19 protein-coding genes are annotated in these 20861 nt (G+C 69.7%); 10 read left to right on the top strand and 9 right to left on the bottom strand.

The window, feature by feature from the left end; genetic code table 11:
* Positions 1-1242: epoxide hydrolase family protein (locus UK23_RS26580; protein WP_045314362.1), on the bottom strand; the 1242-nt coding region annotated here is incomplete at its 3' end.
* 106 nt (positions 1243-1348) lie between these two features.
* Here UK23_RS26580 and UK23_RS26575 point away from each other — a divergent pair.
* Together UK23_RS26575 and UK23_RS26570 are read left to right on the top strand one after the other, a co-directional pair.
* On the top strand, positions 1349-1906 hold the full coding sequence (locus tag UK23_RS26575) for an NADPH-dependent F420 reductase (RefSeq protein ID WP_196777900.1): 558 nt from the start codon (positions 1349-1351) through the stop codon (positions 1904-1906).
* On the top strand, positions 1903-2922 hold the full coding sequence (locus UK23_RS26570) for an LLM class flavin-dependent oxidoreductase (RefSeq protein ID WP_045314360.1): 1020 nt from the start codon (positions 1903-1905) through the stop codon (positions 2920-2922). Before UK23_RS26575 ends, UK23_RS26570 begins: the two co-directional genes overlap by 4 nt.
* Here UK23_RS26570 and UK23_RS26565 read toward each other — a convergent pair.
* Positions 2915-4270, bottom strand: a complete 1356-nt coding sequence (locus UK23_RS26565; protein WP_156213390.1) for a hypothetical protein — start codon at positions 4268-4270, stop codon at positions 2915-2917. The two genes, UK23_RS26570 and UK23_RS26565, sit on opposite strands and share 8 nt — an antisense overlap.
* Positions 4271-4391: 121 nt before the next feature.
* On the opposite strand from UK23_RS26565, the gene UK23_RS26560 reads away from it, so the two are divergent.
* From UK23_RS26560 to UK23_RS26540, 5 genes are all read left to right on the top strand, one after another.
* A complete protein-coding gene (locus UK23_RS26560; protein ID WP_156213389.1) occupies positions 4392-5186 on the top strand; it encodes a glycoside hydrolase family 20 zincin-like fold domain-containing protein in 795 nt (264 codons plus the stop codon).
* A gap of 155 nt (positions 5187-5341) precedes the next feature.
* Positions 5342-6778, top strand: a complete 1437-nt coding sequence (locus tag UK23_RS26555; RefSeq protein WP_045314357.1) for a phenylacetate--CoA ligase family protein — start codon at positions 5342-5344, stop codon at positions 6776-6778.
* A 98-nt stretch (positions 6779-6876) separates the two neighbouring features.
* A complete protein-coding gene (locus UK23_RS26550; RefSeq protein WP_196777899.1) occupies positions 6877-7338 on the top strand; it encodes a peptidase inhibitor family I36 protein in 462 nt (153 codons plus the stop codon).
* Positions 7339-7535: 197 nt separating this feature from the next.
* Positions 7536-8438 carry an ArsR/SmtB family transcription factor gene (locus UK23_RS26545; protein WP_231114678.1) on the top strand — a complete coding sequence of 301 codons (903 nt, stop codon included), beginning with the start codon at positions 7536-7538 and terminating at the stop codon, positions 8436-8438.
* A 58-nt stretch (positions 8439-8496) separates the two neighbouring features.
* Entirely contained in the window at positions 8497-9177 is a 681-nt protein-coding gene (locus UK23_RS26540) for a class I SAM-dependent methyltransferase (RefSeq protein WP_045314373.1), read from the top strand.
* Here UK23_RS26540 and lnt read toward each other — a convergent pair.
* The 5 genes from lnt to UK23_RS26515 all read right to left on the bottom strand — a co-directional run bounded on the left by lnt (position 9092) and on the right by UK23_RS26515 (position 15168).
* Positions 9092-10585 carry an apolipoprotein N-acyltransferase gene (gene lnt / locus UK23_RS26535; protein WP_045314372.1) on the bottom strand — a complete coding sequence of 498 codons (1494 nt, stop codon included), beginning with the start codon at positions 10583-10585 and terminating at the stop codon, positions 9092-9094. The two genes, UK23_RS26540 and lnt, sit on opposite strands and share 86 nt — an antisense overlap.
* Positions 10569-11984 carry a polyprenol phosphomannose-dependent alpha 1,6 mannosyltransferase MptB gene (gene mptB, locus UK23_RS26530; RefSeq protein WP_045314371.1) on the bottom strand — a complete coding sequence of 472 codons (1416 nt, stop codon included), beginning with the start codon at positions 11982-11984 and terminating at the stop codon, positions 10569-10571. Before mptB ends, lnt begins: the two co-directional genes overlap by 17 nt.
* Before the next feature lie 103 nt (positions 11985-12087).
* Positions 12088-13680 (bottom strand): sigma-70 family RNA polymerase sigma factor, encoded by a 1593-nt coding sequence (locus tag UK23_RS26525; RefSeq protein ID WP_196777898.1) that lies wholly within the window; start codon positions 13678-13680, stop codon positions 12088-12090.
* A 98-nt stretch (positions 13681-13778) separates the two neighbouring features.
* Positions 13779-14540 carry an SDR family NAD(P)-dependent oxidoreductase gene (locus UK23_RS26520; protein ID WP_045314356.1) on the bottom strand — a complete coding sequence of 254 codons (762 nt, stop codon included), beginning with the start codon at positions 14538-14540 and terminating at the stop codon, positions 13779-13781.
* 46 nt (positions 14541-14586) lie between these two features.
* Complete coding sequence (locus UK23_RS26515; RefSeq protein WP_045314355.1) at positions 14587-15168, bottom strand: TetR/AcrR family transcriptional regulator; 582 nt, start codon at positions 15166-15168, stop codon at positions 14587-14589.
* A 53-nt stretch (positions 15169-15221) separates the two neighbouring features.
* Here UK23_RS26515 and UK23_RS26510 point away from each other — a divergent pair, with 53 nt between their 5' ends.
* On the top strand, positions 15222-16244 hold the full coding sequence (locus tag UK23_RS26510) for an alpha/beta hydrolase (RefSeq protein WP_045314354.1): 1023 nt from the start codon (positions 15222-15224) through the stop codon (positions 16242-16244).
* On the top strand, positions 16244-16717 hold the full coding sequence (locus UK23_RS26505) for a GNAT family N-acetyltransferase (RefSeq protein WP_045314353.1): 474 nt from the start codon (positions 16244-16246) through the stop codon (positions 16715-16717). The genes UK23_RS26510 and UK23_RS26505 overlap by 1 nt, the downstream gene beginning before the upstream one ends.
* 191 nt (positions 16718-16908) lie before the next feature.
* Here UK23_RS26505 and UK23_RS26500 read toward each other — a convergent pair whose 3' ends face one another.
* Complete coding sequence (locus tag UK23_RS26500) at positions 16909-17748, bottom strand: helix-turn-helix transcriptional regulator (protein ID WP_045314352.1); 840 nt, start codon at positions 17746-17748, stop codon at positions 16909-16911.
* A gap of 101 nt (positions 17749-17849) precedes the next feature.
* On the opposite strand from UK23_RS26500, the gene UK23_RS26495 reads away from it, so the two are divergent.
* Positions 17850-18602 carry an SDR family oxidoreductase gene (locus UK23_RS26495; RefSeq protein WP_045314351.1) on the top strand — a complete coding sequence of 251 codons (753 nt, stop codon included), beginning with the start codon at positions 17850-17852 and terminating at the stop codon, positions 18600-18602.
* Here UK23_RS26495 and UK23_RS26490 read toward each other — a convergent pair.
* Positions 18599-20860 (bottom strand): penicillin acylase family protein, encoded by a 2262-nt coding sequence (locus tag UK23_RS26490; protein WP_045314350.1) that lies wholly within the window; start codon positions 20858-20860, stop codon positions 18599-18601. The two genes, UK23_RS26495 and UK23_RS26490, sit on opposite strands and share 4 nt — an antisense overlap.
* Position 20861: the final 1 nt, after the last annotated feature.

Genomic DNA, 20861 nt, shown 5'->3' with positions numbered 1-20861 from the left:
CAGCTCGGACGCCAGGATCTGCGGCTGCTCCCACGCGGCGAAGTGACCGCCCGCGGCGACGCGGTTGTAGTGGATCAGGTTCGGGTACGCGCGCGCAGCCCAGCTGTGCGGCGCCTGGTAAACCTCGTCGGGGAACACGCTGACCGCGACCGGCAGCGTCACGCCCTTGGCGGCGATCACCGAGTACTTGCTCTCCCAGTACAACCGCGCCGCGGAGATCGCCGTGTTCGTCAGCCAGTAGAGCGAGATGTTCTCGACGACGTCCTGCCGCGACAACGACTCCCGGTGCCCGTCGAAGGCTCGTGCGATCAGCGCGAGGCTCGCGAGGTTGTGGTCGATCATGAACGACGCCAGCCCGACCGGCGAGTCCGCGAAGCCCGTCAGGGTCTGGGCGCGGGTCGCCATGATCCGCGCGTAGTTCTGCCCCTTGGCGTAGCGGAAGGACACGTCGTTCCACGCCTTGATCTCGTCGCCGGCGAGTCCGGGCGGCTGCGGCGCACCGGCACGGGCGGCGTTGTCGATCTCGACCGGAACGGCGCCGGGCAGGTTCGTGTGGACACCCAGCAGCCCGGCCGGCTTCCGCATCGCCATCAGGTCGACGATCAACGCACCCCAGTCGCCGCCCTGCGCGACGTAGCGGTCGTAGCCGAGCCGCTCCATCAGCTCGATCCAGGTGCGGGCGATGCGATCGGGACCCCAGCCGGGAGTGGTCGGCTTGCCGGAGAAGCCGTAGCCGGGCATCGACGGGATCACCAGGTGAAAGGCATCGGAAGGCTTGCCGCCGTGCGCGGTCGGGTCCGTGAGCGGGCCGATGATCTTCAGCTGCTCGATGACCGAACCGGGCCAGCCGTGCGAGACGAGCACCGGCAGCGCGTTCTCGTGCTTCGAGCGGATGTGCAGGAAGTGGATGTCCAGCCCGTCGATCTCGGTCATGAACTGCGGCAGCGCGTTGAGCTTCGCCTCCGTCGTCCGCCAGTCGTACTCCTGAGCCCAGTAACGGGCCAGCGCGCGAAGGGTCCGTTGCGGCGCGCCCTGCGACAGGTCGGTGACGGTCTCCGGATCGGGCCAGCGGGTCTGCGACACCCGGCGGCGCATCTCCGCCACCTCGCGCTCCGGGATCCGCACCCGGAACGGCCGGATCTCCCCCGCTGCCTGCGCTGGACCGGCTTTGAGCAGGCCGAACGTGACGGCCGCAGCGGCGGAGGCGGACAGGAAGCGGCGGCGAGACGGCTCGTTGGACACGCGAACGACCGTACGAACGCTCCGTAGCTGGTCGCGAGCGTCGAGTGACGGTGATCTGGTACGTCAACCAGAGGAATAAGCGGGGGATGGTCCGGTTATACCGGGTGTGAAGACAGCTGTTCTGGGTGCGGGCCACGTCGGTCCCGTCATCGCGCGCCTCGCACTGGCGGCCGGCTACCCGGTGACCATCGCGGGCTCCGGCGACCCGGCGCGGATCGAGATGATCATCGAGTTCCTCGCGCCGGGCGCCACCCCGCTGACGGCCGCCGACGCCGTCGCGGACGCGGACCTGGTGGTGCTGGCGATCCCGTGGCACCGGTTCTCGACGCTCGAGCCGGGGATGTTCGCGGGCAAGGTCGTCATCGACGCCATGAACCAGTGGCCGCCCGCCGCCGAGCCGCAGGGCACGAGTGAAGAGGTCGCCCAACGGCTGGTGGGCGCGCGTGTCGTGAAGAGCCTCAACCACGTCGCCTACCAGGACATGGAGCCGCCGGACGGCCAGGCGGTCGGACTGGCCGGCGACGACCCGGCCGCGCTGGACGTGGTGGCGGAGTTCTTGTCCCGCATCGGTTTCGAACCGGTGCGCGTGGGTTCGTTGTTCGACGGGCGGCTGCTGGAACCCGGCAGCCCGGTTTTCGGGAAGTTCGTGAAGGAGCAGTCATGACCACGTTCGGGCTCGACACGTTCGGCGACGTCACGTTCGACGCCGAGGGCAAGGCGCTGACCCATGCCCAGACCATCCGCAACCTCGTCGAGGAGGGCGTGCTCGCCGACCAGGTGGGCCTGGACTTCTTCGGCATCGGCGAGCACCACACCCCGGACATGCCGCTGTCGGCAGCGGACGTGGTGCTGGCCGCGATCGCCGCGCGAACGCAGAACATCCACCTGGGCTCTGCCGTCACCGTGCTCAGCTCGGACGACCCGGTGCGCGTGTTCCAGCGGTTCTCCACGCTCAACGCGGTGTCGGGTGGACGGGCCGAGATCATCCTGGGCCGCGGGTCCAGTGTGGACTCGTTCCCGCTGTTCGGGTACGACCTCGCCGACTACGAGGACCTGTTCGAGGAGAAGACACATCTGTTCGCCGAGATCCTCAAGGGCGGCCCGGTGACGTGGCAGGGCAAGACCCGCGCGCCACTGCACGAGCAGGACGTCGTGCCCTTCAGTGAGCCGTTCCCGACGTGGATCGGCGTGGGCGGCAGCCCCCAGTCCGTCGTGCGCGCGGCCTCCTACGGGTTCTCGCTGATGCTCGCGATCATCGGCGGCCACCCCGGCCGGTTCGCGCCGTTCTCCGAGCTCTACAAGCACGCGCTGGAGAAGTTCGGCCGCGACCCGTTGCCGATCGGGATCCACTCCCCCGGTCACGTGGCGCCGACCGACGAGCAGGCGCGCGAGGAGTTCTGGCCGCACTACCTCGACCTGATCAGCAGGCTCGGCCGGACGCGCGGGTTCTCGACGCCGACCCCGGAGTCGTACGCGCACGAGGTGGGGCCGCACGGCGCGTTGTTCGTCGGGTCGCCGGAGACGGTCGCGGAGAAGATGGCGCGGACGATGAAGACGCTGGGCGCCAGCCGGTTCGACCTGAAGTACGGGATCGGCGGGCTGTCGCACGAGTCGCTGATGCGGACGATCGAGCTGTACGGGACCCAGGTCGTGCCCCGGGTCCGCGACCTGCTCAGCTGACCAACCGCTCCATCTCCTCGTGACTGATCGGCAGGTACCGGCCCAGGTACTTCCGGTCGAGGTGTTCGTCCGGGCTTGACGGCACCCAGCCGGCGAGCCCGGCGAACTTCTCCTGGGCCTCACCGCGGCGCCGGACCACCAGCACCGCCCTGGCGAGGTCGAACAGGAGGTCGGGAGTGGGGAAGACCGCGAAGTACCGGTACTCGTCCTCGGCGAACCGCACAGACCGCCGCAGCAGTGCCGACGCGTACCGGCGCCTCTCCATGCCCTGTTCGTCGACCTCGCCGACGAACCACGACTCCTCACCCGGCAGCCGGGTGAGGATCTCGGACGGCTCCCAGCCGAGGTCGACGGCCGACTCCTCGGTGGTGCCGGTGAGCCGCAGCAGTGCGACAGGTCCCGTCTCGCGGCTGCGAACCTCCAGATAGCGGTGCTCACCGGACATGAGTGCGGCGGTGACGGCGTCCAGGTCGGCGGCTCCGAGCGGGAGCAGCGGAGTCTGGTCGGACGGCCGCACCGCGGAAAGCCACTCCCCCTGTCTCAGGAACATCTCCCACTTCGGCAGCGACGAGTCCACTGTGGAGCGAACGACCGAGTGGGCGTTGCGCGGGTCCGCCGCGTCCTCCGTGCGGTTGAAGAGCGCGAAGTGCTGGTGGCCGTCGACCGGGCCGACCTGCTTCTTCGCTCTCCTGAGGTCGATCAGCGCGGTCAGGCGTCGCGCCTCCTGCTCGCTCAGCCGGGCCGTGAACTCGTGCTCGGGCGCAGGCCGCGGCACCACCGCGTACGCCGAGTCGAGGTCGAGGACGTCGGCGAGGGTGTGGAAGACCGCGTACCCGCCGGAGAACCACGAGCCTTCGCGCTGCCGTTGTTCCATCCGCACCAGGGCTTCGGTCGCGGCCTCCGGTGCGACGTCCTCGACGCTCCACGCCTGTTCGTCCGGCAGGCGGTCGAGCAGGTCCGTCTGCCCGAAGCCGCGGTGCTCGTACCGTCCGATCCGGTACGGCCTCAGATTCCGCCGCGCGTCCTTGTGGGTCACGACCACAGCGAACGGCACCCCGTCGGCCGAGATGACGTGGTGGTTCCAGTTCGCCGCCCAGTTCGCGTCGATCTGCGCGCGGAGCTGCCGCGCCTCGGCTTCGGTGACCGCGCGGTAGTCATCGGTCCAGTCCCGGCCGGAGTCCAGCCGGTAAAGCTTGTCCGTGTCGACCCACAGGCCGTGACCGGCGTACTCCTCCTCGTCGTAGCCCTGCGGCTTGCGCACGAGCATCGCGGCGTCCTCGACGCGTTGAGACGCGCCCTTGAACACCGCGTAGTAGCGGAAGTCGGCGAGTTCTCGTGCGAAATCCATGTGATCGCCCCCCAGCGGATCCGTTGGTGTGATCAGCATGACAGGCCGCGGAACCGCGTTCACCGTGCAGTTTCCGGAACTCACGTGGTACTTCCTGCGTTAGTCCGCTGGGAGGAAACGCGTGATTATTCCGATGCCGTCGAGCGCGCCCCGTCGCACGGGTGCGTTCACGCTGACCGAGGACGTCGCGGTCCGGGTGACCGGGCAGGCGCGCACGGCGGCCGCGATGATGCGCGAGCTCATCTTCCGGCAGACCGGCTATCTGCTCGCCGAGTCGGCGGACGGCATGCTGATGGTGTCGCACGACCCGGCGATGCGCGGGCTCGGGCCGGAGGGCTACGCACTCCTGGTCAGCAACTCCGCCGTGATGCTCCGCGCCGGCACACAGGCCGGGCTGCGGCACGGGGTGCAGTCGTTCCGGCAGCTGATGACCGCCGACGGCACGGTGCGCGCGGCCGACGTGCAGGACTCCCCCGCGTTCCAGTGGCGTGGCGTCACGAGCGCGTTGCTGCCGCCCGCCGAGATGCGCAAGGCCATCGACAGGATGGCCGCCTACAAGCTCAACGTCATGCACGTCTTCCCCGAGGGCGATCCGGACGCGTTGCGCGACCTGGTCGAGTACGGGCGGGACAACGGCATCACGGTCGTGCCGGAGCTCAGCCCGGCGACGCTGGACCTGCTGGAGCTGTTCCCGAGCCGGTGGGTGCACATCGGCAGTGCGAAGCTGACGTCCAAGCTCGCGGGCGTGCTGGAGCGGCACGGGCGGCTGCCGGTGCGCTGGCACGACGGCAACTCCGCGGCGGACGTGCTCGGCCCGCACGGTCAGCTCGCCGAGGGCGACCCAGGGCTGCGCGCGATCGCGACGGCGGGCTGGGTCGGCGGCCGGTTCACCACGCCGGCTGTCGTGCGCGCCTGACCGTTCACACCGTCCGTTCGGTGATCTCGATCTTCGTGGCGGGTTCGGCGGCGGGCCCGCTCGGGTGTGACGACTGGTCCGCTAGGAGTTTCATTTCATTCAACACTGAAGTTATAGAGGCTATGGACCGTCCGGCTGATCGATAGGCTCGGCTGATGGACAGCAGTCGGCAGAACCGTGTGCGCCAAGCGTTCGACGACTTCTTCGCGGCCATCCCGGAGCGGTCGGAGAGCTGGGTGCTCGACCTGTTCCAGCACACCGCCGCGACCGTGCCCGCGTATCAGAAGCTGCTGCGGGACAACGGGATCGAGCCTGCGTCGATCAGGACGTTCGAGGACTTCCAGGGACTGCCCCTGCTCGACAAGCCCAGCTACCACGAGCGATATCCGCTGCCGGAACTGTGCCGAGACGGGTCGCTGGCGGGCTGCGACATGATCGCGGTGTCGTCCGGGTCGAGCGGGCGGCCGACGATCTGGCCGCGGGCGCTCGAGGACGAACTGCACGTGGCCCGGCGGTTCGAGCAGGTGCTGGTGGACGGGTTCCAGGCGGACCGGCGGACCACGTTGGCCGTGGTGTGCTTCCCGCTCGGCACCTGGGTCGGCGGGCTGTTCACCCAGGCGTGCGTGCGGCATCTGGCAGCCAAGGGATGTCCGATCACCGTGGTGGCGCCGGGCAACAACAAGGCCGAGATCCTGCGGGTGCTGCCGGAACTGGCGCCGCACTTCGAGCAGGTCGTGCTGCTCGGGTATCCGCCGTTCCTGAAGGACGTCATCGACGCACCCGGCGTCGACTGGCCGTCGTACTCGATCAAACTGGTGCTGGCCGGCGAGGTGTTCAGCGAGCAGTGGCGGGATCTGGTGTGCGAGCGCGCGTCGATCGCGGATCCGCTGCGGGACGTCGCATCCCTTTACGGCACAGCGGATTCCGGGGTGCTGGGCAACGAGACCGCGCTGTCGGTGAGCATTCGCCGGTTCTTCGCGCTGCGTCCCGATCTGGCGCGCGAGGTGTTCGGCGACTCGCGGCTGCCGACGCTCGTGCAGTACGACCCGGCGAGCCGGTTCTTCGAGGTGCACGACGGGACGCTGGTGTTCACCGCGGACGGCGGGATTCCGTTGATCAGGTACCGGATCGCCGACGAGGGCGGGGTTTTCGGGCACTCCGAACTGCTGGCCTACTGCGCGCGGCACGGATTCAGGCCGGATCCCGGACCGGAGCTGCCGTTCGTCTTCCTGTTCGGGCGGTCGCTGTTCACGGTGTCGTTCTTCGGTGCCAACGTCTATCCGGAGAACGTGACCGTCGGCCTGGAGCAACCGGGCATCAGCGAGACGGTGACCGGGAAGTTCGTGATCGAGTCCGTCGAGGACGCCGACCGCGACCGGTTTCTGCGGATCACCGTGGAGACCGCGCCGGGGAGGACCGCGGACCCGCACGCCATCGCGGAGTCGATCAAGGAGCAGCTGCTGCGGCTCAACAGCGAGTACGCCCACTACGTCCCGGCCGAGCGGCAGCTGCCCGAGGTCGTGCCGCGCGACGCCGGCGATCCGGACTACTTCCCGATCGGCGTGAAACACAGGTACACCCGACGAGCCTGAAACGAGCTATTGCGCCACAGAGCAATAGCTTTTCCCAGCTTCCTCCGGCTGCTTAAAGTGGCGTCGGCCGAATTCATTCAGAGGTCTGGGAGGAATCCTTGAAGTTCGTTCGGCGTGTTTTCTTGGCGTTGGTTCCGGTTGCGTTGCTCATGGTCGTGGGGGTCGCGGCTCCGAGCGCGCAGGCGGTGGCCCCGGTCGCGCAGGCCGCGGCGGTGGGGGCGGCGTACGACAGCGAGACCGGTCAGGCGCTGGCCGCCTGGGACTGCAACACCGGCAACGTCTGCTTCTGGAACGAGTTCGGCGGCACCGGCGGCCGCTGCATGTGGGACGTGGCAGACCCGGACTGGACGTCCGGTTCCGTCAAGTGCTCGTGGGCGACGTCCAAGGAGGTCAAGTCCGTCTACAACCGCGGCACGTCCTCCTCGCTGACGGGCGTGGTGTTCTACCGCAACACCGGCTACAACAACCGCATCGGCTGCACCCGCCAGGGGCAGAAGGGCGACCTGGCCGGCACCTACCAGGTGAGGTCGCACCAGTGGACGAGCGGCCGCTGCGGCTGACCCGGTAAACCACAGAACTGTGCGCGGGGCAATAGCCTCGCGCACAGTTTTCGTTGCGTGATTCGGCGGAGTGACACGGCCGGTAATGTTCTCCACGGTGACCTGGGCCTGGGGAGGTTGCTGTGTTGCGCATCCATTTTTCCGCTGGCGATCTGGAGCGTACGCAGATAGCAGAAAGGGTCGATCCGCTCTGGGAGATGGTGTTCAGCCGGCTGAGGCTGACCGAAGGGGACAGCGGGGTTCTGCTCGAACCCTGGCTGCGTGACGTCCGGCGCCACGGCGACCGGCAGGTGATCCGTTCGGGTGTGCGGCTGCTCGCGGTGCTCTCGCCGCTCGGCCCGTACTTCCCGGACTTCCTGACGCCGCCGGAAGGTGCGGACGGACTGGGTGCCGCCCTGGACGCGATCAGGGCGACGCCGCGGGCCCGGCTGCGCGGCGAGCTCAAGCAGCTCGCCGGGGTCAGCAGGACTCCATCGTGGACTCGTCCGCTGGCGGAGGGGTGCGCCGGTGCGCTGGGCGAGATGACGGACGCGCTGGCGGCCTACCACGCTGCCGCGATCGAGCCCTACAGCGAGCTGATCGAGGAGGCGGTCGAGACCGACCGTCTGCATCGGACCGGATCGGGTTCGGTCGAGGGGTTGCTGCACGGGATGTGGCCGTTGATGAACTGGCGGCCGCCGGTGCTGGAGGTGCAGTACGCGTACCGCCGGGACCTGCACCTCAACGGCCGCGGGTTGCGGTTGGTGCCGTCGTACTTCTGCCGCCACACGCCCGTGGCGTTCGCCGATCCCGGGCTGCCGCCGACCGTCGTCTATCCGGTGCACCACGACTGGACGTGGCAGCGGCAGCTCGCGAGTGGACGCAGGCAGGCGGGTGCTTTGGCCGCACTGCTGGGATCCACGCGGTCGGCGGTGCTGGCCGCGGTCGGCAGTGGGGCCACCACCACGGAACTGGCGGAACGGCTCGGCGCTTCGGCGTCCGCGGTCAGCCGCCACACGACTGTGTTGCGGGAGGCCGGGTTGCTGACGACCGAGAGACAGGGGTTGTCCGTGCTGCACCAGAGAACGGTGCTCGGCTCAGCTCTCCTGGGCACCAACTGACGTTCGCCGGGCGCGGAATCCGTGGCGGCTCCGGCCGCCACGGCTGTCCACTGGTGTGGTGGCGGCTTACGACGAGATCGCGGACTGGTACGAGGGGCAGTTCCTCGCGGCGCAGCGGGACGACCCGATCGGGGTCGGCCTGGCGCTGCGGGAACTGCTCGGCGAGGGCACCGGTGTGTGCCTGGAGGTCGGCTGCGGAACCGGGGTGCACGCCGCGACCGTGCGGGAGCTGGGGTGGACGCCCGTTGGCGTCGACCTGTCCGCCGGGATGCTCCGCCACGCCCACGGCCGGTTGCCGGTGGCGCGGGCGGACGCGGGACGGCTTCCACTGCGGGACAACAGTGTCCCGGCCGTGCTGGCGGTGATGGTCCACACCGACATGCCCGGTTATCCGGCCGTGCTGCGCGAGGTGGCGAGGGTGCTCGAGCCCGGCGGCCTGTTCGTGCACGTCGGTGTGCACCCGTGTTTCTGCGGAGGGTTCGCCGACCGCACCGACCCCGCGGCCGTCGTGATCCGGCCCGGCTATCTCGACGGGTACTGGACCAAGGAGTCGTGGACGGACCAGGGACTGCGCGACAAGGTGGGTGCCTCGCACTGGCCGTTGCCCGCCCTTCTGAACGCGTTCCTCGACGCCGGTCTGGCGCCCGGCCGGTTCACCGAGGGAGGGACTCCGGTTCCGGTCGTGCTCGCCGTCGCAGCCAGATCGCGGCCAGGCACGCACCGAACGCGCCCGCGGTGAGCAGCACGTGGATCGTGCCGCCGAACCTCGTGGCGAACGTGATGTCCGTCCGCAACGGCACGGAGCCGGCCATCAGGGCGTCGGTGAACATCCCGGTGGACTGCACGACGCTGCCGTCCGGGCGGACCACCGCACTCACCCCGCTGATCGCCGCGACGACGACCGCGCGGCCGTGTTCGATGGCGCGCAGGCGGGCCATGCCGAGCTGCTGGTAGGTCATCTCGCCACGGCCGTACCAGGCGTTGTTGGTCGGCACCACGAGCACTTGGGCGCCCGCGGCCGTGCTCTCGCGCAGCACGTAGTCGTAGGCGACCTCGTAGCAGATGCCGAGGCCGACCTTCGTTCCGGCGATGTCCATGACGCCCGGTTCGGTGCCCGGATTCATGTCCGGGTTGTCCGCGAACGGGGTGAAGAGGCGGGCCAGCGGGCGCAGCGGGATGTGCTCGGCGAACGGGACGAGCTCCTGCTTCGCGTACGACTGGCCGGGGCCGGTACCGGGCTGCCAGGCGATGACCGCGTTCTCTCCGTTGCGCAGAGCACTGACCAGCACGGGCACGCCGAGTGAGTCGACCGCGCGGTCGATCACCGGGTCGTGGTCCTGGGTCCTGGTGGCGCTCTCCGGCCACACCACCAGGTCCGGCTTGGGGATCGAGCCGCCGTCGATCAGCGCCTTGAGCTCGGCGGTCTTGCGCAGGTGGTTGGCGCGCAACGTGTCCGCGGCGTCGAGCAGGCCCAGGCCGATGTCCGGCGCGTTGCCCTGGACGACCGCGATGGTGCGCTGGCCGTGCTGCGCGTCGACGCTGATCAGCGGGCCGACGGCGAGTGCCGCGGCGAACGGCAGCACCGCCCAGGCGGCCTTGAGCCGGGGAAGCCAGTGGGCCAGGCCGAAACCGGTCAGCACCACCGCGAAGCTCACCAGCGGGGCGCCGCCGATCACCGCGAGCCGCCCGAACGGCCCGTCGGGTTGTCCGAACGCCACCCGCCCCCACGGGAAGCCGTTGAACGGGATCAGCCCACGCGCGGTCTCCTGCAGCACGAACAGCATCGCTGCCCACACCGGAGCCGCGGGCAGCCTCGACACGAGCGGCATCAAGGCTGTCGAGCCGCAGACGAACAACGCCATGAGCGCCGAGAGCACGAGCCACGGCCACGGGCCGAAGTCGTTGCCCAGGAAGTGCTCGATCCAGAGCAGGTGCGGCAGGAAGAACGCCATGCCGAACACGAAGCCCAGGCCGGCCGCTCGCCGGGCCCGGACGTTGCGCAGCGTCAGCCACAGCACCACGAACGCCGGGACCGCGAGCCACCAGAGCGTGCGGGGCGGGAAGCTCAACGCCAGCGCGCCACCGGCCAGAGCGGCCGCGCCGTAGCGGGCGAGTTCAGTCCGGATGAGATCAGTTCTGGGCAGCAACGGGCACCCGGCGCAGGACGAAGAAGGCGCCACCCACCAGGGCGATGCCGAGTGCGTAGGCGGCGATCAGTTCGGGCACCCGGCCGGCGAAGTTGCCCGCGAGCGGCGGCACCAGCAACGCGAACACCCCGGCCAACGCAGCGACGCGCGTGCGCCACTTCCCCACCGGCAGACAGGCGGCCAACGGCAGCACCGCCCACAGCAGGTACCACGGCTGGATCACCGGCCCCAGCACCACGATCAGACTCATCATCATTCCCAGCGCCGTCACCTCGGAGACCCCGCCCCGCAGCTGGCGCCGCAGCACCACCGCGATCCCGCACAGGATCAGCACGAGCCCCGCGATCCGTGCCGAGGAAATCATCGCCTGACCGCTTTCCTGGCCGAACACCGCACCCGCCAGATAGCCAGGCCAGTTCGTCGGCGCCATCCAGGAGTTGACCTTGGACGGCGTGCCCAGCGCCCGCACCCAGCCGAAACCGGCCCCTCCGGCCAGCGAGGTCACGACGGAGACCACCACTGCTGCCGCGACCATGCTCACGCCCGCGATCACGAACCGCACCCAGCCGCCGCCCAGGCGCCGGGCCAATGCGGTGCCTACTACGGCGAGCGCCACGAGTGCGGGCAGCTTGACCTGTGCGCCGAGTCCGATGAGCACCACACCGGCCGTGAGCTGCCACCAGCGGAGTTCGGGTAGTGCGTGCAACGCGATGACCGTGCCGGACAGCATGAGACCGAGCATCAACGCGTCGTTGTGCATGCCGCCGACGAGGTGCCACAGCACCAACGGGTTCAGCACGCCGAGCCACAGCGCCCTCCCAGCCGATATTTCGGCCAGCGCAGACGTCCCGGCGATCGCGGCGAGCCTCGGGACGGCCCACACCACGAGCAGCAAGCCCAACACCGCTGTGAGCCGGTACAGCACGATGCCCGCCACCGGATCGCCGCCGGTGAGGTTCGCGATGGCCCGCTCGACCGTGCTGAACAGCGGCCCGTACGGCGACGGAGTGTCCCGCCAGTACACGCCGACACGGGACACGGCCTCGGCGCTCGCACCGACCGCCGGGCTCACCACGTTGGGGTCCAGCCCGCGTGCCGCCACCTCACCCTGGGCGAGGTAGCTGAACACGTCGGCGCTGAACAACGGCGGTGCGACGACCAGCGGCGCGGCCCACCAGGCCAGCGTCCGCCGCAACCACTGCGCGTCCGGGTTCGCACGACCGAGCAACGCCCAGGTCAGGACCACGAGCCCGGCGCCGGCGATGGCGAGTGCGAGCGCCATCGGCACCGCTCTCGTCGCCCAGGCTCCCCCGGTGAGCAGCACCACGCCACCGAAACCGGTCCAGCGCAACAGCTCCGGGGTGCGGGTGGTGACGCGGTGGCTCAGGGTCGACTGCATCTGCACGGGTAAGACAGTGCTTTCCGGACAGATCGTCACGCGTCCGACTGCGGTCGCCTCTCGGCGTACGACCACAGGATGATCTTTTTTAGCCCGGGGTCGGTCAACCCGCGAAGTCGTGCGTCATCCACACGGTTCCCTTGGCGTCCCGCATCACGACGATGCCGATGCGGGTGAAGGATTTGCTGAGGATGTTCTTGCGGTGACCGTCGTTCGGCGGCTTCTCGTCGATCATGCCCTGGGTGAGGTTCAGCGCCATCTTGGAGATCGGGTCGACGGCGTCCTTGACCGGACCGCCCATGCCGACGTTCTCGCCGACGGAGCTCCACTTCACGCCCGCCGCTGACGCGCGCTCGCCCAGCCCGCTCTCCCCCGCGCACTGGTGCGACAGGCCGCAGCCGTTGCTCATCATCGCCCTGGTGTGCCGTTCGGCGGCGGTGACCAGCGTCGGGTCGATCTTCAGCGCGGGCAGGCCGTTCGCCGCCCTGGTCTCGTTGATCAGCGCGAGGACGCGTTCTTCCGGCGTGGCGACGCGAACAGGCTCAGGCGTCTGGGTCGTCGTGGTCGTAGTGGTGGTGGTCGTAGTTGTCGACGATGGCGCGCTGCTGCTCGTGGAGGACGTCGTGGTCTCCGCGAGCGAGGTGGTGACCGTGGTCGGCGGCGGGGTGTTCGGAATCGCCACGGCGGCAGGAGGATCCGACGGGAACAGCACCATGGTCCCGACCACGCCGACCAACGCGCACACGGCCGCCGCACCCGCCACCGCGAGAACCGGCTTGCCCGAGGCGATACCGGCGATGCGCGAGAACGGCCCGGAGGACTCGGCCAGGTGGGCGGCGTGCCCGGCATCCGGCCCGAAGTCGCTGAGATCGGCGGTGTGCGCGACCGGTTCGAGCGCGGGGTCGGCCAGGTTCTCCATCAGCTGCGGCAGGTAGCTGGCGGGCACGGTGAGCAGCGCGGCGCCGGTCAGGATCCGCTCGACCGGCATCGCGTCGTCGACCCCGCGGTTGCAGCGGGAGCACTCGTCGACGTGCCGCAGGAGCCGCTTGCGCCACAACGGACTGGGCTGTCCGGACCAGCCCTGTGCCGCCTGCGCGAGTCCAGGGCAGCGCGGTTCGGCCGATAACGCGCGCACCAGGTGCCGCACGGTCTCCAGCCGGCCCTTCAACCGGCTGAGCCGCACCGTCACGGTGTGTGCGCCGAGGTCGAGCGCGTCGGTCACCTCGGCGCGGGTCAGCTGGCCGACGCGTTCCAGCGTCCACAACGCCAGCAGTTCGCGGTCGGCCGGGTCGAGCCAGCGCGCGGCCTCGTCGACCTCACGCCGTTGCTGGGCGAAGTGCAGGCGGGACAAGGCGACCTCGACGAACTCGGCGCCCGGATCGGCCCGGTCGTACTCCTCCAGCGGCGCCGGGGCGAGGTCGCGGCGGCGGTAGTGCTCGCGGATCTGGTTGATCGTCACCGCGACCAGCCACGACCGGAACCGCTCCGGCTCCCGCAGCGAGTCGATGCCCCGGATGACGCGGAACATCGTGTCCTGCACGACGTCGTCGACGTCGGCGTCGTCGGACAGGGCTCTCCCGGCGATGTTGTAGACCAGAGGTAGGGAGGCTTCCACGACCGCGTCGAGCGCCGCACGATCACCAGCGCGTGCGGCGATCACCTGCTCCGCGTCCAAATGGCCCAGCCACTCCGTCACGTCCAACACCCTCACTGTCGCAGACGATTTCCGTACGCCATGGGAGACCGGGCAGTCTCACGTCAGGTCACAGAAACCGGGCGCGTAAGTGAGCCAGGTCACACCGCGATCACGGCCACCCCGGTGCGGCCGCCGTCGACGTCGATCACGGTGCCGTGCACGAACTGCGCGTCGTCCGAGGCCAGGTACACAGCGGCGCTCGCGATGGCGTCGGGATGCCCGGACCGTCCGGCCGGAGTGCCCTGCATCATCACTTCGCCGGGGTGCGTGCCGTCCCAGTCCGGCGAGACGATGACACCGGGCGAGATGGCGTTGACCCTGACGCCCTGCGGCCCGAACTCCGCCGCCCACGCTCGGGTCAGCGTCTCCATCGCGCCCTTGGTCGAGCTGTACAGGGAGCTGACGCCGATGCCGAGCCGGGCGATCCACGAGCCGAGGTTGATGATCACGCCTGCTCCGGCGTCGATCATCGCCGGGGCGAGGGCCTGGGTGAGGAAGAACGGTGCCTTCACGTTGACGCCGTAGACGCGGTCGAACGTCTCCTCGTCGGTGGTCGGGGTGGACGAGGGCGGGTAGATGCCGGCGTTGTTGACGAGGATGTCGACGCGGCCCACCAGTTCGGCGGCCTCCGCGGCGAGTGTGTGACTCGCGGCGGACGTGCCGTCGAGGTCGGCGCGGGCGAAGTCGGCCTTTCCTCCGTTCGCGCGGATCTGGTCGACGACGGCGGCGCCGCGCGCCTCGTCGCGTCCGGAGACGACGACGTGCGCGCCTTCTCGTGCGAACGCCTCTGCGATCGCGCGGCCGATGTTGCTGGTGGAACCGGTGATGAGGGCCGTCCTGCCCTGCAGTCGCTGTGCCATGTCCTCGAAGTTAGGCACGGATTTTTGGACCGGCAAGTCCAGAAGTTCAGTTCTTGAGGTAGTCGATGAGGGTGTCCAGCGCCGCTTCCAGGTGCGTGATGCTGCCCGACGTCCTGAGCACCTGGACCCCGCCCTGGATGCCCGCGATGAACGCCGCGGCAGTCTTCTGGGGGTCTACGCCCGGCCGGACGAGACCGGCTTCCTGCATCTCCTCGATGCCTTCCTGCACGTGGAACTGCCAGCGGTTCAGCAGTGAGCTCACCACCTCGGTCGCGCCCGGGGTGTTGCCGACCTGGCTCATGAGCGCGCCGAGCGGACAGTTCCGGCCCTGGGCGTGGTACCTGGCGACCACCGAGTCGCGCCAGCGGCCCCAGGCCGCCCAGCTCGTCAGCGCGCCGAGGTGCGGCTGCTGGTCGTCGAGCACGCGGCCGGCCTCGTGGCGGGCGACGGCGAGGAAGAGCTCTTCCTTGCCGTCCGGGAAGTAGTGGAAGATCTGGCCCTTGCTGGTGCCGGTGATCGCGCGGATGTCGTCCAGCGTCACACCCGCCGGCTCGTCGCTGCGCAGATACGCCGCCGCGCCCTCGATGATCCGCTGCCGGGTCGCGCGCCCTTTGGCTGTGAGTGCCACCTGGCCATCTTATGTTTTCTGGACTCACTGGTCCACTGTGGTTGACTGGGATCATGCTCCCTTGGGAAGGCTCGCTGGCAGGCAGGCTCGACCGGCACACGGTCGTGTCCGAACTGCTGCGCGACAACGTGCTCGGTGATCCTTTCGAGCGGCCGTTGTGGGTCTACGCGCCGCCGGGCTACTCCGAGGGCTCTGAACGCTATCCGGCCGTGTACGTCATTCAGGGCTACACGGGCCACCTGTCCATGTGGGCCAACCGGACGCCGTTCCGCCAGCCGTTCATCGAGACGGCCGACGCGGTGTTCGCCAACGGCGCACCGGGTTGCATCGTGGTCTACGTCGACGCGTGGACGACTTACGGCGGCTCGCAGTTCGTCGACTCCCCCGGCACCGGCCGCTACCACTCGTACCTGTGCGACGAGATCGTGCCGTGGGTCGACGCGCACTACCGCACGATCCCCTCGCGCGACTCGAGGGCGATCTCGGGCAAGTCGTCGGGCGGGTTCGGCGCGATGATCACCCCGATGCTGCGCCCGGACCTGTTCGGGGCGCTGGCCACGCACGCGGGCGATTCCTTGTACGAGCTCTGCTACGTCCCGGACTTCGGCAAGGCCGTGCGTGCGCTGCGGTCGTACGACCACGACATCCGGACGTGGTGGGCGGACTTCCAGAGCCGTCCCGCCTTCACCAGGCCGGAGGACATGGACCTGATCGGCACTCTCGGTGTCGCGGCGTGCTTCTCGGCTCTGGAGGACGGCACGCCGGAGCTGCCGTTCGACCCGGTGACCGGCGTGCTGCGCCCGGACGTGTGGCAGCGCTGGCTCGACTGGGACCCGGTGCGGATGGTGCCCAGGTTCTCCGACGCCGTGCGGTCGTTGCGGGCGGTGTGGATCGACGCGGGCCGCACCGACGAGTACTTCCTCGACCTGGGCGCATCAGCGTTCCGCGCGGAGCTGTCCCACGCCGGCGTGCCGGACGAGCGCGTGCACTTCGAGCTCTTCGACGCCGGCCACGGCGGCATCGACTACCGTTACCCGCTCTCACTGGGGTGGTTGGCGGAAAGGCTGGCTCGCTGATGCGCGACGTTTCGCTGCGGGAGTTCGAGGACGGGGACCTCGGCACGGTGTTCGAGTTCATGCGCGATCCGGAGTCCGTGTGGATGGCCGCGTTCACCGCCGAGGACCCGGACGACCGCGAGGCGTTCGACGCGCACTGGCGCAAGGTCCTGGCCATGCCCGGCACCACGAACCGGGTGATCGTCGGCGACGGTCGCGTGGTGGGCACCATCGCGAGCTTCGAGATGGAGGGCGACACCGAGATCACGTACTGGATCGACCGCTCGGTGTGGGGTCGGGGCGTGGCGGGGCGCGCGGTGGCGTTGCTGCTCGACCTCGTGCCGGTCCGGCCGTTGTACGGACGTGTGGCCAGTGACAACGCGGGCTCGATGCGGGTGCTGACGCGGGCGGGCTTCGAGAAGGTCGGCACCGACGTCGGTTACGCCAACGCCCGGAAGGCGGAGATCGAGGAGACGATCCTGAAGCTCAGCTGACGAACACGAGGGTGCTCGGGCAGCGCAGCCGCTCGCCAGAGCGGTGGTCGAGCGAGTCGGCACTGGTGTCTCCCACGCGCCGGCCCCGCGGAAGGGAAACCGCCTCAGCGGACCAACTCCGCGCACCCGACCACACCCAGCCGCAACTTCTCGAACGTCACTTTGCCCGGCGCCGCAAGCCACGAATCGGCTCAGCTGACGAAGTTCTCCGTGCCCAGCACGCCGAGCAGCTGCAGCTTGTCGAACGCCTCCGTGCGCGGCGGCGCCGTGAGCACCAGCAGCATCTGCGACTGGTCCTCGGTGAACAGCGCCTGGCAGTCGACCTCGATCTCGCCGAGCTGCGGGTGGACGAGCACCTTGTGGTCCTCGAAGCGTTTCGAGACCTCGTGCCGGTCCCAGATCGAAGCGAACTCCGCGCTTTCCCGTTGCAGCACGCGGACGAGCTCGCCCGCCCGCGACTTGGCGCCCATCGCGGCGTAGGCGGCGCGCAGGTTCGCGACTTGGGCGCGGCTTTGGCGGTCGCGGTCGTGCTCGGGGTAGATCGAGCGCTCCTCCGGGTTGGTGAACCAGCGGTAGATGCCGCTCCGGGCGAGCCCGGTGAACTGGGACGAGTCTCCGTACAGCGCCTCGGCGTACCGGTTCTGCACGAGGATCTCGCCGAGGTTCGACAGGATCAGCGCGGGCGTGTCGTTGAGCCGGTCGAGCACCCGTTGCAGCGCCGGCGCGACGTGCGTGGCAGTGACCTGCGGCGACGGGGCGTTGCGGCCGGCGACGCGGAACAGGTAGTCGCGCTCGTCGTCGGTCAGCCGCAGCGCGCGGGCGAGCGCGGCCAGCATCTGCTCGCTCGGCTGCGGGCCGCGCTGCTGTTCGAGGCGCGTGTAGTAGTCCGTCGACATGGCGGCCAGAGACGCGACCTCTTCGCGCCGCAGCCCGTTAGCTCGCCTGCGTGCGCCGACGGGCAGGCCGACGTCCGATGGCCTCAGCTCTTCCCGGCGGCGGCGCAGGAAGGCCGCGAGTTCCGCACGATCCACAAGCCCCAGTATGGCGGCCGCACACGAACTGACCAGGGACCGCCGATCCCCCGATAAGCGCTCTCTGCCGCGCCTCGTGCACCAGGCCCGAAGCTCGGTGCATGGACATCAGCGGAAACACCATCTTCATCCCCGGCGCCACCAGCGGCATCGGCCTGGCGCTCGCCCACGCCCTCAAGGAGCGCGGCAACACCGTGATCGTCGGCGGCCGCCGCACCGAGCTGCTCGAGCGGATCGCGGCCGAGGGCCTGGAGACCGTCCGGATCGACACCACCGACGCCGACAGCGTCCAGACCGCCGCCAAGGACGTGCTCGCCCGCTTCCCGGCGACCAACGTGCTGATCACGATGGCCGGCGTCATGCGGGTCGAGGACTGGCACCGGCCGGAGTCGTTCCTGGAGTCCGCAGAAGGGATCGTGACCACCAACATCCTCGGCCCGATCCGCCTGATCGCCGCGTTCGTCGAGCACTTCCAGACCCGGCCGGACGCCACGATCATGACGGTCTCGTCCGGCCTGGCCTTCGCGCCGCTGAAGGTGACGCCGAGCTACAACGCCTCCAAGGCGGCGATCCACATGCTCAGCGAGTCACTCCGGCTCCAGCTGGCCGACACCTCGGTCAAGGTGGTCGAGCTGGAGCCGCCGTCGGTGCAGACCGACCTGCTGCCGGGCCAGGCCGAGAACGACCACGCGATGCCGCTCGACGAGTACGTCGCCGAGGTCATGAACATCATCGAGACGCAGCCCGACGCGCACGAGATCCAGGTCGAGCGGGTGAAGTTCCTGCGCTACGCCGAGGCGCGCGGCGACTACGAGCAGGTTGTCGCCGCGCTCAACGCCTCGGACCCGCACTAACGCACGTAGTGGACGGTGAGGTTGGGATCGCGGGCGATCTCCTGCTCGGAGAACCGCCCGCTGACCCACTTCTTCTCCACGTACAGGTGCGCCTGGTCGTGGTGGTGCGGTGAGGCTTGGTTCGCCGACTGGCCGTAGACCAGCAACGAGCTCGTGCGCGGTCCATTCGCGGTCAGCTCCACGGCCATCACGAAACTGGTTCCGTGCGGGACATCGGGAATCTGGTCCAGCGGTCGTGGTGCTCCCGGCACCGAGACGACGTTGAAGCAGCCTTCCGGGCCTCGGCAGCCGTGGATCGGGATGCCTTCGTAGTGCTGGACGTCGTCGAGCCGCACGTCGACCGGCACGCCGGCGTTGGCGAAAGCCCTCACGGTGTCGGCGAAAGCTCGTCCGATGCCGGGGTCCGCGGTGTTGATGCCGCGCGGGGTGTGGGCGGGGTCGGCCGGGTCGAACGGCACCAGCCAGAAGTCGATGCCGGGCCGCCTGGCCAGGTTGACGAAGGTGCGCCAGAAGAACGCTCCCCTGCTTCGTTCACCGATGTCGCCGGTCCCGTTCCACTTCGAGAGCGTCGCGCAGGCCTCGCGGACGTCGACCCCGTTGAGCGTCGGATTCGCCTGGCACAGCTGCACGACGGCGTGGAGGCCCTCCTCGGCGCTGAGGTTCCGGTTGCCGAACATCGTGGCTTCCAGGGTCGGCAGGGTGAAGCCAGGACGGCCGAGACCGTCACTGCCGTCCAGCCGGTCGGCGATCATGTCGAGGCCCAGCCGGGTGCGCGGTGAGCGTTCGGTGCCCACGTCGCCGACGATCGAGGGGTAGCCCGTCAGCGGGGCTGCCGGGTTCGTGAGCCACGGGCTGTTGTTCATGTTGCTCACGTGGTCGTCGCGGATCAGGTGCGGCAAGCGGGCCGGGCCGAACACGCCTGGCCGCACGGCGTCCGGGTCGGTGCCCCAGCCGCACGACGAACGGCTGCCGTCGAGGATCACCAGGCCGACGTCGGGGCCGGTGGTGCAGCGGGCTCGCAGTTCGTCGGTGACGTGCGGGACGACCTGGACGTCGCTGTAGTACGCGGATCCGGTGGAGTCGGCGGCGAGCGTGTTCACCCACGGGAGAGCCTGGTGGCGGACGAGCGCCTGGTGCAGGTCGGGAACGCTGCGGGCGCGGGCGACGGCCAGCCACTGGTCGACCACGGCGGGGTTGCCGGCGTTGGCGTCGCGCAGCACGTGGGCCGTGGTGTCCGTCCACTGCAACAGGCCGGGGTCGGCGACCACGGGGCCGTCCGGGGTCCGGTACAGGGTCCTGGTGACCGGGGTGACGCTGCCGTCGGTCTGGCGGGCGTGCACCGTGACCTGTTCGGCGGTCATGCGGTGGGCCTGGCCGTCGACGAGATAGCTGGTGGGATCACCGGGAACGAGTGCGAGCCTGCTGACCGTCACGGTCTGCGCGTCGGACGCCGTGTGGGTCCAGCCCATCCGGTCGTTGTGGCCGATGGCGACCACCGGCACCCCGTACAGCCCGGCGCCGCTGACGTTCAGCTCGCCGGGAATCGTGAGCTGGTACTGGTAGAAGCGCCAGTCGTCGTCCCACTGGAAGTGCGGGTTGCCCAGCACCATGCCGGTGCCGCCGGTCGCCTCGCGTCCGAGCGCGATGCCGTTGCTACCGGGCCGTTGTTCGACGCGCTGGACGAGCTTCGCCGGAGCCGGCGAGCCAGGGGGCCGAGCGCCCACCACGGCGTCCTGGAACCCCTCGCCGCCGGTGAGGCCCGCGACCTGGTGAACGCGCCGCCACACGTCGATCTCGGTGATCGGCCGCACCCAGGCCGCGCCCCGGCACCTCGCGTCGGGCAGGTTGGCCACCCCGGTTCTCGCGAGGTAGCGGTTGAAGCCCGTGACGTAGCCGCGGACGAGGTCGCGGGCCTGCCGGGACGGCTGGGACAGCGCCCGTTCGATCACGCCGGACTGGTTGATCCGCTGGTGGTAGAGGTCGGAGACGAGGTTGCCGTCACCGGACTCCGTGGTCGCGTCCGGGCCGAACCACCGCGATCGCTGCGCCGACGTCGTCACGACGATGTCGGCCATCATGCAGACGTTGTCCTCGGCGAACGCGTATCCCAGGCCCAGCCCCAAATCCCGGTAATCGGTAGCGCGGACGTGCGGGATTCCATAGGACGTACGCCGGATCGTGGCGCCGTCATCCCCGGCGTGGCTCACGGCGGGACTGATGAGCAGCAGCGCGACCGACGAGGCGATCAGCCTTTTCATG

Source organism: Lentzea aerocolonigenes (assembly GCF_000955955.1).
Lineage (GTDB): Bacteria > Actinomycetota > Actinomycetes > Mycobacteriales > Pseudonocardiaceae > Lentzea > Lentzea aerocolonigenes_A.
The sequence above is the reverse complement of the archived record's forward strand: the minus strand, read 5'-3'. Positions and strand labels throughout refer to the sequence as shown.